The following is a 16359-nucleotide window of genomic DNA, read 5'->3' on the forward strand; positions in this document are numbered from 1 at the left end:
TACGACCCGATTACGACAGGTCGCTGTGGGTAAGGCGTGGGCGAGCGGCAGCGACGAACTGGCGTTGCAACGATTCAGAGACGCGTTCTCCGTTTGACGCGCAAAAAGCGGAGTGCGCGAAGTCTTCATCGTGCGCGATCGGATCACCCATCACCATTCCCGAGCCGTCTGCTTGGGGCATTTCCCAATCATTGCAGAGGTTTTTTCATATGCTGAACATCGCACTGCTGGGTGCCGGCCGCAGCGGTCAGATTCACGCCCGATCGATCGCCGTCCACCCAGACAGCCATCTCGCCGCGGTGGCGGACGTCGTCGCCGATGCGGCAAGGAAGCTCGCCGCTGCCTATGGTGCTGAGGCCCGTTCCGTCGATGACATCCTCGCCGACCCGGCGATCGACGCCGTCCTCATCGCGACATCGACCGACACCCATGCCGACCTGATGGAACGCGCGACGATCGCGGGCAAGGCGGTGTTGTGCGAGAAGCCCGTGGACCTGTCGCTCGAACGCGCGCAGGCGTGCCAAGCCAGCGTGAACCGCACAGGCAGAACCGTGATGATCGGCTTCAATCGCCGTTTCGATCCCAATTTCGCCGCGCTGAAATCTGCACCGGACGCCGGCGAAATCGGCAAAGCCGAGTTGCTGACGATCACGTCATTCGACCCGGCGCCGCCGCCTCTGTCGTACATCAAGGTATCGGGCGGCCTGTACCGCGACATGATGATTCACGACTTCGATACTGCCTGCTGGCTGATGGGCGGCGCGCCGACGAGGATCTTTGCCACGGGCGCATCGCTCGTCGACCCGCAGATCGGCGCCGCGGGTGACGTGGACACCGCGGTTGCGACGCTGTTCTGGGAGGACGGGCGGATCGCTGTGATCAAGAACTCGCGCCGCGCCGGCTACGGGTACGACCAGCGCATCGAACTGCTCGGCTCGGGCGGGCTGCTCTCGGCGCAGAACGTGTTGGAAAATACCGTCGAAAGGATCAGTGAAGCAGGCGCGGGCGCGGCCAAACCTGTCCACTTTTCTTGAGCGCTATCAGCGCGCGTACGAAGCGGAATGGAGCGTGTTTGTTGACGCGGTGAAGGCTGGACCGCGCACGCCGGTGACACTGGCAGACGGTGTGCAGGCGCTGGCCGGTGCCGAAGCTGCGAGGCGCTCGGCAAAAACTGGCGAAGCTGCGGCTATCACGCCGGAGGTGCCGAGCATGTGACGTCGTGCAGTAGCTGCAACGAATGTCAATCCTGGTAGAGCGCGCGACGGCAGCTGGAGAGGGCACTCGCGGCGTAGTTTAGTGGTGCGGACAGCAACCGGGGTGCGGTAGTAGACACTACTTCAATGGACTCAGCGAACGGTTCATCGCGATGACGTCGTCGTGACTGGGGTTGCTCCCTAGCTTCGCAAAATGCTCCGGCATTTGATCACGTGTCTTGGCGGTTTGCCCTTTGATGGCTGAAGCAAGTGCTCGGCGCATTGTTTCGGCGTCGTAGTCGCAGCAATATGCTGGTGTAGATGGTTGTTGGCGCCACGAATCTTCGAGCGAGCCGGCATCGACGGGATCAAAGCCGGCCTCATCGACGAGCGACGTCACGATCTGCTTGGACCGCGGATCGTCCCCAGCTACGGCCATGGCCAAGCGCCCGGGCTGGCCTTCCGGCCGCCCAAGCGCTGATAGCGTGTATGCCAGCACATTGTTGAACGCCTTGATCACGGGGCGCCCGAGTTGCTTGGAAACCCACACGCTTTCTGTCATCCCATCATCGATCTCTGGGATTCGAGCGTCACGAAAACCGGGGTAGTAATTGCTCGTGTCGATGACCGGTGTCTCCCGCGGCACCGCGTCGAGTAGGTCGGACGGAAGTTTGCCAATGGCCGGCAGCGGGATGGACAGCACGATGACGTCGACGCCGTCGACCGCCCCATAGATATCCGTCGCTGTCGCGCCGATTTCGTCCGCAAATCTTTGCACGCCTCCCACCCCGTGTGAATTGGCGACATATACGTCATGTCCCTCTACTGTCATTTTGCGGGCGATGGCGCCGCCGATGTTACCTGTTCCGATGATCCCGATCTTCACGATAACTCCCTTAGCTGAATACGTTAGCGAACTGTCATTCTAGGTCGTTCATGCCATAATCGTAAGTACCTACCAAAAAGTAAGTAACATACTGATGCCGTTATGACGACAGATCGCGACTGGAGCTGCAACGATCCGCAGAAGAGAATTGAATGGGCTGCTGCGACGACGGAGGCTCTTCGCGTCTTAGAAGGCAAGTGGAAAATCATCATCCTCTGTCAGCTCTTTGCTGCGAAGGGACCGCTGCGTTTTTCCGAACTGGAGCGATTGATCGAGGGAGTTAACCAGAAGATGCTCATCCAACAGCTCAAGCAACTGGAAAAGGATGACATCGTCCGACGAACGGTGTATCCGCAGGTGCCCCCTAAGGTTATATACGAGCTAACGGAAACCGGTTTTGCGCTCGGACCGTCCATAGCGGCGCTGATCGATTGGGCGGAAATGAAGCGTCAACGCACAGTTCCCACTCCCGCGGACTGTGGCTGAATGACCGATGTGACCAAGTCGGCGATGCGCGCCGTTGCCCCAACCAAGCGATCTTCGCGACTGGAAAAGCGGCGAGATATACAGCCGGTCTCAACTGCTTTTCTATGCGGGAATTTGCGTCGGATCCATGTATTCTCGAATAGACGATACCTTTTCATTCCTTACCTGAATCAAGAAGTGGTACGTATTGCGGTACGTTCTACCATCGTGCCACTCGCCTTCGGCTTCCAACTCCACCGCGACTCGATCTGATTCCGCGGTGACGCCCAGGACCCGATGCTCCATCCCATACGGCAATACTTTGTGCATGTTTGTCATCATGCGGCGTGTTCGTACAGTGTCCTTGGGGCCCGCGACCTTGACCCGCGCAGGGTCGCCGATCACCCACCAGGTTGCATCATCGCAGAGCAATGACATCGCTTCTTGCATTTTCATTCCGAAGGCAAGCGCAAGGAAACGGAGTGCTAATTGCTTGTTAGCATCAAGCTCATTGCAGGTCATGTTCTTAGGCTCGCAGATAAGTGGCGCTTCGATTTCGGTGATCAATGTACGACGGACGAGATGATCTATTGAGACTTGATTCAGTCGAAGCTACGGCGTTGCTTCCCAATCGCGGCCTCAATCCCTTTACGGAAGTCATCCGTTGCGGCGCATTGAGCGACGGCTGTCGCTTCCTCGACTAACTGGTCATTGAAACCGCTGTACGCGGCATGATTGAGAAGCGCCTTTGTTTTCGCCATCGCGGTTGCAGGGCCTGCACTCAATCGTCGCAGGAGCTTTTGAGTGACGTCCTGGAGATCCGCCTCACTTACCACTTGTGTAACGATGCCTAAGTCCATGGCCTCCTTCGCGCTAAAGCGCTCGCCGAGCAGCGCCAGGCGCTTCGCGGTCTTGATGCCCATCGCGGCCGTAAGCATTCCGCTCAAGCCACAATCCAACGACAGTCCAACGAGGATGTGCGCGGCAATAAAATACGTGCTTTCTGTGCTGATGACGAAGTCGGCGGCCAGGCAAAGGGCGAGCCCTGCGCCGGCGACTGCTCCACGTGTGGCAACGACAATCGGTTTTGGCGATTCAAGGAGTACCCTAGGTAATCGGTTTCCGACCAACAGTTTCTGTTCGAACGCATTGAAACGTCTGTCCGAGGAGAGGTGCAGAAGCTCGCTGAAACCTTTGACGTCGCCGCCGGCACAAAAAGCTTCGCCTTCGGCCTGAATCGAGATGCATTTGACCACTGGATCTGCGCTCGCGAGACGTATTTTTTGAATCAGCTCGTCAGCGAGTTCCGGGTTCAGCGCGTTACGCGCTTCAGGCCGATCCAGCGTGATCGTTGCAATCCGTTCGTTGACGGTGAACTTCACGTATTCCAGCATATTCAGTTACTCCTTCGAACTGGGAGATCCAGACGACAACGGGCCCTGGTCGGGAAGGTGTCTATGGCCTTCTTTTAGCCGCTGTTCGGCGCCACCAGTGACGGTCGCATGTAGTCACGGTTGATGGAAATACGCTGCTTCAACTTCGGCGCGGCCGTTGTTGAGGACGACAACATCCCGTTCAGCCACGCGCGACCGGAAGCTGACGATTCGACCGTCGCGCCAAATCTCGGTGATGACCGTCTCCCCAGGGTAGACAGGCGCCGAGAAACGCAATTGCATGGTGCGTAGGCGCTCGGGGCGACTGTCGCAGCATGTCTGCAGGATGGCCCGCGTGGCAACGCCAAATGAGCATAGACCGTGCAGAATCGGCCGATCGAAACCGGCCTTCTTCGCCAGTTCCGGGTCGGCATGAATCGGGTTATAGTCACCCGACAGGCGGTAGATCAGCGCAGCTTGGGGCAGGGTGGCGATGGCACATTCGAAGTCTGCCGGACGCTCGGGAACGGAGTGGATGGGCGGCGTGTTAGCAATCGTGCTCCCGCAACCTCCGTCTCCGCGCAGAACATAAGTTGAAGTGACCGTACCGACTATCTCTGCTTGATCTTTTTCGCGCAGCTCTTTTTCCAGGTATAGCATCGCTCCTTTGCCCACGCCCTTATCGATGACCCCGGTGATGCGGTATGAGCCGACGTAAGTCTTCCCTGGTTCGAGGGGGCGGTGAATGGCAAACGACTGTTCGCCGTGCAGTAGCTTCACCCAATCCACCTCGAACTCGGGTTCCTTGATCCAGGCACCTGGATGGCTGATCACGTTAACCATGGAGGGGAACACCTTAAGTCCATCCTCATAGGTGAACTGCAAATGATCCCGGTCATCCGGCGTCGCGCCAACACCTATTCCGAGAGAATAAAGAATGCAGTCCCGCGGACTAATGTGGTGGGCAATAAGCGGAAACCGCTTTGCAAGCAATCGTTCGAGGTTCATGGGTACCTTTCCTTCGGGAATTCAGACCGGATCCCAGGTAAATACATCACGCGACCGGTCCAGCGGAAAGAACGAACCGCGCAGCATCGGGATAGCGCGCTCAACGCAACTTTCGACGGTCCACCCGTCGCTCGCGTGCGCTGTTCGAATGGGTCGAGGTTGCGAGAATAGATAAATTTCGTTGCTGCGCACTCCGAAGATCTGACCGGTGACGTCTTTTGCACCGTCTGTGAGAAGAGCGCAGGTAAACGGGGCGATCTTGGCCGCTTCCATTCGCATGTTGATCTTGGTACGTTCGATCCCTTCCGGGGTGTCGGTAGGAATGGTTCCCACCATACGGGTGAACGCGAAAGGAGCGATACAGTTGGACCGGACGTTAAATCGTTGCATGTCCAACGCGATTGCCTTCGACATGCCAACGATGCCCATTTTCGCTGCGCAATAGTTGACTTGTCCGAAGTTGCCGATCAGGCCGGATGTGGACGTCATATGTACGAACGCGCCGCCTTCTTGAGCCTTGAAATGCGGTGCAGCGGCACGTGACATGTTCCAACTGCCCTTTAAGTGCACCCGTATCACAGCGTCAAAATCATCCTCGCTCATCTTGTGAAAGATGATGTCACGAAGGTTGCCTGCGTTATTCACGATTCCATCGACGCGCCCGTATACGTCGATAGCTTGTTGGATGATGGATTGAGCAGCCTCCCAATCGGACACACTATTCGTGTTGGCGCTTGCGATGCCACCGAAGCTTTCAATCTCTCTGACCGTCTGCTGCGCAGGGCCGGCATCGCTGCCCGAGCCGTCGATGCTGACGCCGAGGTCGTTGACGATGACGCTCGCACCTTGGCGAGCTGCTTCAAGGGCAATGCATTTTCCAACGCCCGCTCCGGCGCCGGTGACGATGATGACTTTTCCTTCCAGAAGGTGTTCCATAGGAAGATGCTCTCGACTTTAGATTGCGGTTAGGCGGACGTTCCCGACTCGGGAACTCTAGTGACTAGACTGCATGGCTATAATATGCATCAATACTAAGTATGCCGCGCGGTCTTCCGGTCGTCAACCGTCGAATCCGTGCTGATTCGAGGCTCCGATGCCTGGTGGGGCCGCGGCAACGTAGACCACGTCCTCGATAAAGTAGTCCACGTCCTCTAAGACCCACCGCGCGCTGCGCAGGAGATTGTTCATGTCGTCGCAACAGACTGCACTTGCTTGGAACGATGCGTTTTTGCTCGGTTATGGTCCGATGGATGACACGCACCGCGAGTTTATCGATTGCATTGATGCGGCCCTCGGGGCGAGCGACGGTGAATTCGTGATCGCTCTTCACGCCCTCGTTGAGCACTTGGAGCAACACTTTTCTAGCGAGAAGGAGTGGATGGAATTGACGGAGTTTCCCGCCGCAGATTGTCACATTGCGGAGCATGATGCAGTTCGGCGTTCTGCTCACGAAGTAGTTGGCCGCTTAAACAATGGTCGGGACGTCCAGCTTGGTCGGTCGTTTGCCCGTGAACTCGCTCGCTGGTTTCCCAGCCACGCCGACTACATGGACGCCGCTCTTGCGCAGTGGATCGTAAAGCGAACATGCGGCGGAGTTCCTGTGGTGGTTCGCCGGAACGTCGTATTCGATTGAGATCAGTAAATCGTCGTTGCGGCAAGATCGGCGCCACATGTATCGCTTGCATATAGTCTGCAACCATACTATAGTGGAATCGAGTGATCGAAGGGCTGCTTGTCCCCGTTATGGGCTTGGCGGCCCAGGTCATCGATCCCCCGCAGCGCGGAACAGTCGTTGCACTGCTCCCATCAGAGCAGTTGTTAGTAAAGCTGTTCGGTTTAGGCGCTACCTGGCGACGACATTTGTCGAAAACCTGGCAGCATTGGCGGCAAGGAGTCGAATCTTGAGCAACATGCAATGTATCGAGGCGGCGAATCAAGCCAGTCAGGGAAGCGACGGCCGCGCAGTGCGTGAATCGCCGGTGGGGTTTCGCGTAGTCAACCGTGTCGCAATCATTACGCTGAATCGACCCGCCGCTCTGAATGCGCTGTCGCCCGAAATGGTGCGTGAGTTGGCCGTGCAAATAGAGCGCTGCGGAGTCGACAAAGAGATAGCGGCGATCGTAATGAGCGGAACGGGGGACGCGTTTTCCGTCGGTGGAGATCTTCGGACCTTGTACCTGACCGCCATGGCAGGCGATAAGAGGTGGCGTCAGCTCATTGCCGACGAGTACCGTCTTATTTTTGCCCTGCAGCAAGTCAAGAAGCCGCTAGTGGCGGTGATGGATGGCCTCGCGACAGGAGGAGGAATTGGGCTGGCGCAATGTGCGTCGCTGCGTATCGTCAGTGAAAGAAGCAAGATCCAGTTGCCTGGAGCACGCATTGGCTTCGTTCCAGATGGGGGAGCCACGTGGTTTCTTAACAAACTGCCGGTCGAATTGATGCTCTACATCGGCTTAACGTCAGCAACGATAGCTGGAGCGGATGCCATCAGTTGTGGTCTCGCCGACGCTTACGTATCGAGCTCATCGCTTCGGGGATTTGAGAAGCGACTAAACCTGCTGGATGCAAGCGACCTTCGTCAAAGCCTGAGACAAGTGTTTGTGTCTCCGTCTGACGTTGCTCCGCAGACATCTATCGCAGACATACTTCCATTAATCCGAGAGCATTTTGCTGCCAACTTTTCGGTCGAAAGATGCGTCGCATCGATCGAAAGTGGGTTGAGCCGTGAACGATCCGCGATCAAGCGCGAATGGATGGAAACCACTCTTGAGTCCCTGCGGACGCATTCTCCACTGATGCTTAACGTGATACGTGAAGCTTTATTGCGTGGGCGCCAAATGACGGCTGCTGACGCGTTCCGTATGGAATTCGACCTGGCCATGCGCGCAATCGAAGTTGGGGATTATTGCGAAGGGGTTAGGGCGCATGTCATCGACCGAGACGGCTCACCACACTGGATATTTCCCAGTCTCGCAGACGTCAATTCCGCTGTTGTCGGCAAGTTCTTTTCGCCATGGACCTGCTGCATACCACATCCCTTATCGGAGCTCCAGGCGTGAGAGAAGGGCGTGACACGGGCGAAAAGAATACGTCCATCTTTCGGCCTTTGGCCCGCGCTTATGCGTGGCCGGAACTTCGGCGGGGAGCGCAACGAAGCTATTTCCCGCGCTCACCGCCGTTAGTTTCCTCCCATCGAGACGGTGCTATCGAAGATCGAACAATCGGGTTATAGATCGATAACGTGTTGCATGTGCAGGCGTAGAGACACGGTGAATTGTCAACCATATTGGACAGAACGCGAGATGAAAATCCTTGTGCCAGTGAAGAGAGTGGTCGATTACAACGTAAAGGTCCGGGTCAAGTCGGACGGCACGGGCGTGGACATCGCGAACGTGAAGATGTCGATGAATCCGTTCGACGAAATCGCGGTTGAAGAGGCGGTGCGTCTAAGGGAAGCGGGCGTGGCGACGGAGGTGATCGCGGTGTCGGCGGGCGTGACGCAGGCGCAGGAAACGCTGCGCACGGCGCTCGCGATCGGCGCGGATCGCGCGATCCTGATCGAGTCGAACGAAGAACTGCAGCCGCTGGCTGTGGCCAAGCTGCTCAAGGCGCTGGTCGACAAGGAACAGCCGCAACTGGTGATTCTCGGCAAACAGGCCATCGACGACGATTCGAATCAGACCGGCCAGATGCTCGCCGCTTTGGCTGGGCTGCCGCAGGCAACGTTCGCGTCGAAGGTGGTGGTGGCCGACGGCAAGGCGACCGTGTCGCGCGAAGTGGACGGCGGCGCTGAAACGCTGTCGCTGACACTGCCCGCTGTGGTGACGACTGATCTGCGCCTGAACGAGCCGCGTTATGTGACGCTGCCGAACATCATGAAGGCGAAGAAAAAGCCGATGGAAACGATCAGGCCCGAAGACCTCGGCGTCGATGTCACGCCGCGTCTGAAGACGCTGAAAGTCGCCGAGCCGCCGAAGCGCTCCGCCGGCGTGATGGTGCCGGATGTGAAGACGCTGGTCGAGAAGCTGAAGAACGAAGCGAAGGTGCTTTAAGTAAAACGCGGAGACAGGGCAAATGACGAATCTTGTAATAGCAGAACACGACAACGCGTCGGTCAAGGCCGCGACGCTGAACACGATTGCAGCGGCGCAGAAAATCGGCGGTGATGTTCACGTGCTGGTGGCCGGTCACAACGCACAGGCTGCGGCGGATGCCGCGGCGAAGATCGCGGGTGTATCGAAAGTGCTGCTGGCTGATGCGCCGCAACTCGAAGCAGGTCTCGCTGAAAACGTCGAAGCGACGGTGCTGAACATCGCGAAGGACTACTCGCACATCCTCGCGCCCGCGACCGCTTACGGCAAGAACATCGCGCCGCGCATCGCTGCGAAGCTGGATGTGGCGCAGATCAGCGATATCACCGCAGTGGATTCCGCGGACACGTTCGAGCGTCCGATCTACGCGGGCAATGCGATCGCGACGGTGCAATCGGCTGATCCGATCAAGGTCATCACGGTGCGCACGACCGGTTTTGATGCCGTTGCAGCGGAAGGCGGCAGCGCATCGGTGGAGAAGATCGAAGCTGCCGCAGACTCAGGCATCTCGCAGTTCGTGAACCGTGAAGTGACGAAGCTCGACCGTCCGGAACTGACGTCGGCGAAGATCATTGTGTCGGGTGGCCGGGGTCTCGGCAATGGCGAGAACTACACCAAGGTTCTTGAGCCGCTGGCCGACAAACTGAATGCGGCGCTGGGCGCATCGCGCGCCGCCGTCGATGCAGGCTTTGTGCCGAACGACTACCAGGTCGGCCAGACCGGCAAGATCGTCGCGCCGCAGTTGTACATTGCAGTCGGCATCTCGGGCGCAATTCAACACCTTGCGGGCATGAAGGACAGCAAGGTAATCGTCGCAATCAACAAAGACGAGGAGGCGCCAATTTTCAGCGTCGCCGATTACGGGCTGGTAGGCGACTTGTTTAATGTAGTTCCGGAACTCGTCAAAGAGCTTGGCTAGCAAAAACCAAGGCCTTTCGTGTGTACAAAGTTAGGCGACGCGCGAAGTCTACACAAGATGACATCCTCATGAATTTTGCTCTCACAGAAGACCAAATTGCCATACGCTCCGCGATCGAAGACATCTGTCGAGATTTCGATGACGACTACTGGCTTAAAAAGGACAAGGATGGAGGGTTTCCTGACGAGTTCCATGCTGCCGTGGCAAAGGCCGGATGGCTCGGAATTGCGATGCCCGAACAATTTGGCGGTGCTGGACTCGGCATTGCAGAAGCAGCACTGATGATGGAGACCGTTGCGGCTTCGGGCGGAGGACTGTCGGCTGCATCGGCCATTCATATGAACGTGTTCGGTCTTCACCCCGTTGTCGTTAATGGAACGAATGAGCAGAAAGCGCGTTGGCTGCCATCGATCATCGATGGACATCACAAGGCGTGTTTCGGCGTGACGGAGCCGAATACAGGCCTGAACACGCTCAAGCTAAAAACGACGGCTGTTCGGAAAGGTGACCGCTATATCGTGAACGGCCAGAAGGTCTGGATTTCGACGGCCCAAGTGGCCGATAAGATCATGCTTTTAGCGCGTACGACTCCGGCTGAAGAAGCCACGGCGCCAACTCACGGCTTGAGCCTCTTCTATACAGACTTGGATCGCAGCAAGGTCGAAGTACGGGAAATCGAAAAGCTTGGCAGAAAGGCAGTGGACTCGAACCAGCTATTTATCGATGCCCTCGAAATTCCGGCTGAAGATCGTATTGGTGAGGAGGGCCGCGGATTTGAGTATGTGCTGCACGGCCTAAATCCAGAGCGCATCCTTGTCGCGGCGGAAGCGACGGGATTGGGCAGGGCGGCGCTGCGCCGCGCTTCGACCTACGCGGCAGATCGTGTCGTATTCGATCGTCCCATCGGCATGAACCAAGGTATCCAACATCCCTTGGCAGAGCGCTGGGTGGAATTGGAGGCGGCAACCCTTCTGTATCAACGCGCGGCTTTTCTCTATGACAAAGGGCAATCTTGCGGGGCAGAAGCCAACGCAGCTAAGTTTTTCTGCGCCGAGGCCGGATTTCGTGCGTGTGAGACGGCAGTACTGACCCACGGCGGCATGGGGTATGCGAAGGAATATCACGTTGAACGATATTTCCGTGAAGCGATGTTGCCTCGCATTGCCCCAATCTCGATTCAACTAGCTCTCAGTTTCATCGGGGAGAAGGTCCTCGGATTGCCGAAATCTTATTGATCATCTGGTCGGTTGCCGATATGCCTTTCCATTCGAGGGAGGGCGAGCCGCTGCGGCAGCTCGGTCGGCGTGGATGCTTTGCGCTAACGAATAACGGGAGACGGAGACAAAATGCACATCGGAGTGCCAGCCGAGGCGCGCGCGCGCGAAACACGCGTCGCCGCAACGCCAGAAACGGTTAAGAAGTACGTGGCCCAAGGCCATCGGGTCACCATCCAAAGCGGCGCCGGGGTAGGCGCGAGCTTCCAGGACGAGGCCTTTGCAGCTGTTGGCGCGGAAATCGTCGATGCGGCTACTGCCTTTGCCGCTGATCTTGTCTTTAAAGTCCAGTCTCCATCCGACGCAGAACTACCACAGATGAAGCGCGGTGCAGTCTTGATCGGCATGCTGGATCCGTTCAACGCAGAAAATGCGCAGAAGCTGGCTGCGGCCGGCCTCACTGCCTTCGCGCTGGAAGCCGCGCCGCGCACGACGCGCGCGCAAAGCCTCGATGTTCTGTCTTCGCAGGCGAACATCGCGGGCTACCAGGCCGTGCTTGTCGCAGCATCGCTGTATCCGCGCTTCCTCCCAATGCTGATGACGGCCGCAGGCACTGTGAAGGCCGCGCGTGTGCTGGTCCTCGGCGCCGGCGTGGCGGGTCTGCAGGCGATTGCGACCGCGAAGCGGCTCGGCGCGGTGATTGAGGCGTCCGATGTACGGCCGGCCGTGAAGGAGCAGATCGAGTCGCTCGGCGCGAAATTCCTCGACGTCCCCTATGAGACCGACGAAGAGCGTGAGGCAGCCCAAGGCGTCGGCGGTTACGCGCGGCCGATGCCGCAGTCGTGGCTGAGTCGCCAGGCCGCGCTCGTGCACGACCGCGCGAAGCAAGCCGATATCGTGATCACCACCGCTCTGATCCCGGGCCGCCCCGCGCCCACACTGATCTCCGTCGAGACGGTGCAGTCGATGAAGTCGGGCTCGGTGCTGGTCGACCTAGCGGCGGGCCGTGGGCCGGAATTCGACGGCCACAAAGGCGGCAATTGCCCGCTGACCGTCGCCGACCAGGTGGTCGTGCACAACGGCGTGATGATCGCCGGCCATACCAACCTTGCATCGATGGTCGCATCGGACGCGTCCGCGCTGTATGCGCGAAACATGCTCGATTTCATGAAGCTGATCGTAACGAATGAAGGTTCGCTCAATATCGACCTGACTGACGACATCGTCGCCGCGACGCTCTTGTGCCGCGACGGTGAGCTCGCGCGCAAATAACGGAGGAGACCAATGGAAGTCATCAATCACACCGTGATCAACGTGATCATCTTTGTGCTGGCGGTGTACGTCGGCTACCACGTCGTGTGGAACGTCACCCCGGCGCTGCATACGCCGCTGATGGCCGTGACAAACGCGATCTCGGCAATCGTGATCGTCGGCGCCATGCTCGCGGTGGCACTCACAGTCGGCGCTACCGGTAAGTTCTTCGGCACATTTGCGGTCGCGCTCGCGGCTGTCAACGTTTTCGGCGGATTTCTGGTGACGAGACGCATGCTCGAGATGTTCCGCAAGAAGCAGCCGAAAGGCGCCAACGGGGGGACGCGATGAGCATTAACTTCGTCACTCTGCTGTACCTGGTTGCGTCGGTGTGCTTCATCCAGGCGCTGAAGGGCCTGTCGCATCCAAAGAGCGCGCGGCGCGGCAACGTGTTTGGGATGGTCGGCATGGCCATCGCGATCCTCACGACGATCGCGCTGATCGTCAAGCAGGCTGGCGCGCTCGGCTCGAATCTCGGGCTCGGCCTCGGCCTGCTGTTCGCCGCGATGGTCGTGGGCGGCGCGGTCGGCGCGTTCGTCGCCGCGCGCGTCGAGATGACGAAGATGCCCGAGCTTGTCGCCGCGATGCACTCGCTGATCGGCCTCGCCGCCGTCTGCATCGCGTATGCGGTGGTGTCGGAGCCGGCCGCGTTCGGGCTCGCCGATCCCGACAATCCTGTGCCGGGCTTCCTGCCGTACGGCAACCGCATCGAACTCTTCATCGGCACGTTCGTCGGAGCGATTACTTTTAGCGGTTCGGTGATCGCGTTCGGCAAGCTCTCGGGCAAGTACAAGTTCCGCCTGTTCCAGGGCGCGCCGGTCGTTTATGTGGGCCAGCACCTGATCAACCTCGTGCTCGCGCTCGCGATGCTCGGCTTCGGGATCATGTTCTTCATCACGCAGGCGTGGCTGCCGTTCATCATGATGACCGCGATCGCGTTCGTGCTTGGCGTGCTGATCATCATTCCGATCGGCGGCGCGGATATGCCGGTGGTCGTGTCGATGCTCAATTCGTACTCGGGCTGGGCAGCGGCCGGCATCGGGTTCTCGCTGAACAATCCGATGCTGATCATCGCCGGGTCGCTGGTCGGCTCGTCGGGTGCGATCCTGTCGTACATTATGTGCCGCGCGATGAACCGTTCGTTCTTCAACGTGATTCTCGGCGGCTTCGGCAACGAGCCGGGCGGGGCGGCGGCGGGCGGCTCGGCGGAGCAGCGTCCGGTGAAATCGGGTTCGGCGGATGACGCGTCGTTCATGCTCGGCAACGCCGAAACGGTGGTGATCGTGCCGGGTTACGGGTTGGCCGTGGCGCGTGCGCAGCATGCGTTGAAGGAACTGACCGACAAGCTGGTCGAGAAGGGCATCGAGGTGAAGTACGCGATTCACCCGGTGGCCGGACGCATGCCTGGCCACATGAACGTGCTGCTTGCCGAGGCGGAAGTGCCGTACGAGATCGTGCACGAGATGGAGGACATCAACGGCGAGTTCGGTCAGGTTGACGTGGTGCTCGTGCTCGGCGCGAACGACGTCGTCAACCCCGCCGCGAAGAACGACCCGAAGTCGCCAATCGCTGGGATGCCCATCATCGAGGCATACAAGGCGCGTACGGTGATCGTCAACAAGCGTTCAATGGCAGCGGGCTACGCGGGCCTCGACAACGACCTCTTCTACATGGACAAAACGATGATGGTGTTCGGCGACGCAAAGAAGGTCATTGAGGATATGGTCAAGGCAGTAGCCTAGACCTACGACCAATTATCGATGCATGCAGCTACACATGAAGCGAGGTGGGGAGGAGAGGCAAATGCATAACGCCACGTTTGTCGATGAGTACGGTCCGCGCGATTCAATGGAATACGACATCGTGATCGTCGGCGGGGGCCCTGCCGGTCTCTCGGCGGCGATCCGGCTCAAGCAGTTGGCCGCCGAGAAAGGCACCGAGATCAGCGTGTGCGTGCTTGAGAAGGGTTCCGAGATCGGCGCGCACATCATGTCGGGCGCGGTGATCGACCCACGCGCGCTCACCGAGTTGTTCCCCGACTGGAAGAAACGGGGCGCGCCGCTCAACGTCGAGGTGACCGAAGACCGCTTCCTGTTCCTGTCCGAGAAGAGCGCGGTGCAGACGCCGAACTGGGCGCTGCCCCACAACTTCAAGAACCACGGCAACTACGTGATCTCGCTCGGCAACGTCACGCGCTGGCTCGGCGAGCAGGCGGATGCCCTGGGCGTCGAGATATTCCCGGGCTTTCCGGCTGCCGAGGTCCTCTATAACGACGACAGCTCAGTGAAAGGCGTTGCGACCGGCAACATGGGCGTCGGCAAAGACGGCGAGCCGACCGAGAACTTTCAGCTCGGCATTGAACTGCGCGCGAAGTACACACTGTTCGCCGAAGGCTGCCGCGGCCACCTCGGCCGCCAACTGATCTCGGCGTTCAAACTGGACGCGAACGCGGACCCGCAGGCATACGGGATCGGCATCAAGGAGCTGTGGGAAATCGATCCGGCCAAGCACAAGCCGGGCCTCGTGATCCATACGGCCGGCTGGCCGCTAAAGTCCGACACGTACGGCGGCTCGTTCCTGTACCACATGGACAACAACCAGGTCGTGGTCGGCTTCGTAGTGGGGCTCGGTTACGCCAACCCGTACCTATCGCCGTTCGAGGAATTCCAGCGCTACAAGACGCACCCGTCGATCCGTGCGTTCCTTGAAGGCGGCAAGCGTGTGTCCTACGGGGCGCGTGCGATTACGGCCGGCGGCCTCATGTCTCTGCCCAAGCTCGTGTTCCCGGGCGGCGCGCTAATCGGCGACGACGCGGGCTTCCTGAACGCTTCGCGGATCAAGGGCAGTCATGCGGCGATCAAGACCGGGATGCTGGCTGCGCACGCCGCGTTCGATGCGGTTCAGGCCGGCCGGCAAGCGGACGACCTCGACGCTTATCCGGACGCGTTCATGCAGTCGTGGCTGTACACGGAGCTGTACCGCGCGCGCAACTTCAAGCAGTGGATGGGCAAAGGGCTGTACCTCGGCACGTTGATGGTCGGGCTCGAGCAGAAGGTGATGCGGGGCAACGCACCGTGGACGTTGCATCACAAATATGCGGATCACGAGATGCTGAAGCCCGCGTCACAGTGCGACCGGATCGAGTATCCCAAGCCGGATGGGAAGCTGACGTTCGACCGGCTGTCGTCGGTGTTCATCTCGAACACGAATCACGAGGACAACCAGCCGGCGCACCTGACTCTGAAGGATGCGAGCGTGCCGGTGAATGTGAACCTGAACGAGTACGCGGGCCCGGAAAGCCGGTTTTGTCCTGCTTCCGTGTACGAGTTCTTAAAGAACGACGATGGCAGCGATCGCTTGGTGATCAACGCTCAGAACTGCGTGCACTGCAAGACCTGCGACATCAAGGACCCGACGCAGAATATCGTGTGGGTCACGCCAGAAGGCGGTGGCGGGCCGAATTATCCGAACATGTGATAATCAGTGAGGTCGGACCGAGAATGTCATCCATAGCTGGTCCGGCCCGTACGCCGTGTAGTTCTCCATCCAATGGCAGCTGTCGTCACCTCGAGTCATCGCGAACTTCTCAAGCCGTCTGACAAGTGTCTGGAAGGCTAGACGGAGCTCCGCACGAGCTAGCTGATTGCCGATACAGGTATGTATTCCGGCCCCAAAGCTCAGATGACTGATCCCGGTCTTCCTATCTATTGATATTTCCGTAAATCATGACAACCGTTGAGCGTCTCAAGCGTTATGTCTCCAGGGCGATCTCGAGACAAGTTGGCATGGCGCAAAGGCGATTGAGCGAAGCAGCAAAGAAGCGATTGAAGGCGGGTCGGCTGCTGCTGGCGGGCAAGGGCTGCGCCGAGGTGGCGTTGGCTGTGGGCGTGGCTCGGCAG

The 16359-nt window shown here is 59.0% G+C and carries 16 protein-coding genes and 2 pseudogenes; 12 read left to right on the forward strand and 6 right to left on the reverse strand.

The annotated features are described in order from the left end of the window. Positions 1-209: 209 nt before the first annotated feature. Positions 210-1215 (forward strand): annotated as a pseudogene (gene iolG / locus C0Z16_RS26120) (inositol 2-dehydrogenase). Between the two features lie 117 nt (positions 1216-1332). On the opposite strand, the gene C0Z16_RS26125 reads toward iolG, so the two are convergent. Then, on the reverse strand, positions 1333-2079 hold the full coding sequence (locus C0Z16_RS26125; protein ID WP_102634952.1) for an NADPH-dependent F420 reductase: 747 nt from the start codon (positions 2077-2079) through the stop codon (positions 1333-1335). Between the two features lie 102 nt (positions 2080-2181). Here C0Z16_RS26125 and C0Z16_RS26130 point away from each other — a divergent pair, with 102 nt between their 5' ends. After that, the gene (locus C0Z16_RS26130) at positions 2182-2565 is read left to right on the forward strand and encodes a winged helix-turn-helix transcriptional regulator (RefSeq protein ID WP_102634953.1); all 384 of its coding nucleotides are present in this window, start codon (positions 2182-2184) and stop codon (positions 2563-2565) included. Between the two features lie 102 nt (positions 2566-2667). On the opposite strand, the gene C0Z16_RS26135 is transcribed toward C0Z16_RS26130, so the two are convergent. The 4 genes from C0Z16_RS26135 to C0Z16_RS26150 all read right to left on the reverse strand — a co-directional run bounded on the left by C0Z16_RS26135 (position 2668) and on the right by C0Z16_RS26150 (position 5861). After that, the gene (locus C0Z16_RS26135) at positions 2668-3111 is read right to left on the reverse strand and encodes a nuclear transport factor 2 family protein (protein WP_146014352.1); all 444 of its coding nucleotides are present in this window, start codon (positions 3109-3111) and stop codon (positions 2668-2670) included. A 35-nt stretch (positions 3112-3146) separates the two neighbouring features. Further along, complete coding sequence (locus C0Z16_RS26140) at positions 3147-3938, reverse strand: enoyl-CoA hydratase/isomerase family protein (protein ID WP_102634955.1); 792 nt, start codon at positions 3936-3938, stop codon at positions 3147-3149. A gap of 114 nt (positions 3939-4052) precedes the next feature. Beyond that, the gene (locus tag C0Z16_RS26145; protein ID WP_102634956.1) at positions 4053-4925 is read right to left on the reverse strand and encodes a MaoC/PaaZ C-terminal domain-containing protein; all 873 of its coding nucleotides are present in this window, start codon (positions 4923-4925) and stop codon (positions 4053-4055) included. A 21-nt stretch (positions 4926-4946) separates the two neighbouring features. After that, a complete protein-coding gene (locus tag C0Z16_RS26150; protein ID WP_102634957.1) occupies positions 4947-5861 on the reverse strand; it encodes an SDR family NAD(P)-dependent oxidoreductase in 915 nt (304 codons plus the stop codon). A gap of 250 nt (positions 5862-6111) precedes the next feature. On the opposite strand from C0Z16_RS26150, the gene C0Z16_RS26155 reads away from it, so the two are divergent. The 9 genes from C0Z16_RS26155 (at position 6112) to C0Z16_RS26195 (ending at position 15937) form a co-directional block, all read left to right on the forward strand. After that, positions 6112-6558 (forward strand): hemerythrin domain-containing protein, encoded by a 447-nt coding sequence (locus C0Z16_RS26155; protein ID WP_102634958.1) that lies wholly within the window; start codon positions 6112-6114, stop codon positions 6556-6558. Between the two features lie 277 nt (positions 6559-6835). Beyond that, positions 6836-7984 (forward strand): enoyl-CoA hydratase/isomerase family protein, encoded by a 1149-nt coding sequence (locus tag C0Z16_RS26160; protein ID WP_244201366.1) that lies wholly within the window; start codon positions 6836-6838, stop codon positions 7982-7984. A gap of 243 nt (positions 7985-8227) precedes the next feature. Next, on the forward strand, positions 8228-8977 hold the full coding sequence (locus C0Z16_RS26165) for an electron transfer flavoprotein subunit beta/FixA family protein (protein ID WP_102634960.1): 750 nt from the start codon (positions 8228-8230) through the stop codon (positions 8975-8977). A gap of 22 nt (positions 8978-8999) precedes the next feature. Then, on the forward strand, positions 9000-9935 hold the full coding sequence (locus C0Z16_RS26170) for an electron transfer flavoprotein subunit alpha/FixB family protein (protein WP_102634961.1): 936 nt from the start codon (positions 9000-9002) through the stop codon (positions 9933-9935). A 68-nt stretch (positions 9936-10003) separates the two neighbouring features. After that, on the forward strand, positions 10004-11170 hold the full coding sequence (locus tag C0Z16_RS26175; RefSeq protein WP_102634962.1) for an acyl-CoA dehydrogenase family protein: 1167 nt from the start codon (positions 10004-10006) through the stop codon (positions 11168-11170). Positions 11171-11281: 111 nt separating this feature from the next. Next, the gene (locus C0Z16_RS26180; RefSeq protein ID WP_102634963.1) at positions 11282-12421 is read left to right on the forward strand and encodes a Re/Si-specific NAD(P)(+) transhydrogenase subunit alpha; all 1140 of its coding nucleotides are present in this window, start codon (positions 11282-11284) and stop codon (positions 12419-12421) included. Positions 12422-12433: 12 nt separating this feature from the next. Further along, entirely contained in the window at positions 12434-12751 is a 318-nt protein-coding gene (locus tag C0Z16_RS26185) for a proton-translocating transhydrogenase family protein (protein ID WP_102634964.1), read from the forward strand. Continuing rightward, positions 12748-14202 (forward strand): NAD(P)(+) transhydrogenase (Re/Si-specific) subunit beta, encoded by a 1455-nt coding sequence (locus C0Z16_RS26190; RefSeq protein WP_102634965.1) that lies wholly within the window; start codon positions 12748-12750, stop codon positions 14200-14202. Before C0Z16_RS26185 ends, C0Z16_RS26190 begins: the two co-directional genes overlap by 4 nt. 61 nt (positions 14203-14263) lie before the next feature. Further along, on the forward strand, positions 14264-15937 hold the full coding sequence (locus tag C0Z16_RS26195) for an electron transfer flavoprotein-ubiquinone oxidoreductase (RefSeq protein WP_102634966.1): 1674 nt from the start codon (positions 14264-14266) through the stop codon (positions 15935-15937). Between the two features lie 3 nt (positions 15938-15940). Here the strand turns inward: C0Z16_RS26195 and C0Z16_RS39375 are convergent, their stop codons facing one another. Beyond that, positions 15941-16174: a cytochrome P450 gene (locus C0Z16_RS39375; RefSeq protein ID WP_146014353.1), complete on the reverse strand. Its 234-nt coding sequence runs from the start codon at positions 16172-16174 to the stop codon at positions 15941-15943. A 71-nt stretch (positions 16175-16245) separates the two neighbouring features. Between C0Z16_RS39375 and C0Z16_RS38985 the strand changes: the two are divergent. Beyond that, positions 16246-16359, forward strand: a pseudogene (locus tag C0Z16_RS38985) (IS630-like element ISCARN39 family transposase); the annotation flags it as partial.

This window comes from Paraburkholderia rhynchosiae (assembly GCF_002879865.1).
Lineage (GTDB): Bacteria > Pseudomonadota > Gammaproteobacteria > Burkholderiales > Burkholderiaceae > Paraburkholderia > Paraburkholderia rhynchosiae.